The sequence below is a fragment of the Streptococcus infantis genome (assembly GCF_001579645.1).
GTDB classification, from domain to species: Bacteria; Bacillota; Bacilli; order Lactobacillales; family Streptococcaceae; genus Streptococcus; species Streptococcus infantis_E.
The window spans coordinates 1-652 of record NZ_LQZF01000186.1 but is presented as its reverse complement, the minus strand read 5'-3'; the positions used below and the strand labels follow the sequence as shown (position 1 = coordinate 652).

At 48.3% G+C, this 652-nt stretch carries 1 protein-coding gene; it reads left to right on the top strand.

Features of this window, described 5'->3' with window-relative positions:
• Window positions 1-652 (top strand): hypothetical protein (locus tag SINDD18_RS10925; RefSeq protein WP_193750853.1); only part of this gene is annotated, 652 nt, incomplete at both ends.

Below are 652 nucleotides of genomic sequence, written 5' to 3'. Positions count from 1 at the left end.
CTGAAGCTGATGTTGACGCTGACTCAGAGGCACTTGTTGATGCAGACTCAGATGCGCTTGTGCTTGCTGACTCTGATGCGCTTGTGCTTGCTGATTCTGAAGCTGATGTGCTTGCTGATTCTGACGCACTTGTTGATGCTGATTCAGAAGCCGATGTGCTTGCTGATTCTGATGCACTTGTTGATGCTGATTCAGAAGCCGATGTGCTTGCTGATTCTGATGCAGACATTGATGCAGACTCAGACGCGCTTGTGCTTGCTGATTCTGAAGCTGATGTTGACGCTGACTCAGATGCTGATGTGCTTGCTGATTCAGACGCACTTGTTGATGCTGATTCAGACGCTGATGTTGACGCTGACTCAGATGCTGATGTTGATGCAGATTCTGATGCACTTGTGCTTGCTGATTCTGAAGCTGATGTGCTTGCTGACTCAGATGCGCTTGTGCTTGCTGATTCTGATGCAGACGTTGATGCTGATTCTGATGCGCTTGTGCTTGCTGATTCTGAAGCTGATGTGCTTGCTGATTCTGACGCACTTGTTGATGCTGATTCTGAAGCTGATGTTGACGCTGACTCAGATGCGCTTGTGCTTGCTGACTCTGAAGCTGATGTGCTTGCTGATTCTGACGCACTTGTTGATGCTGATTCTGA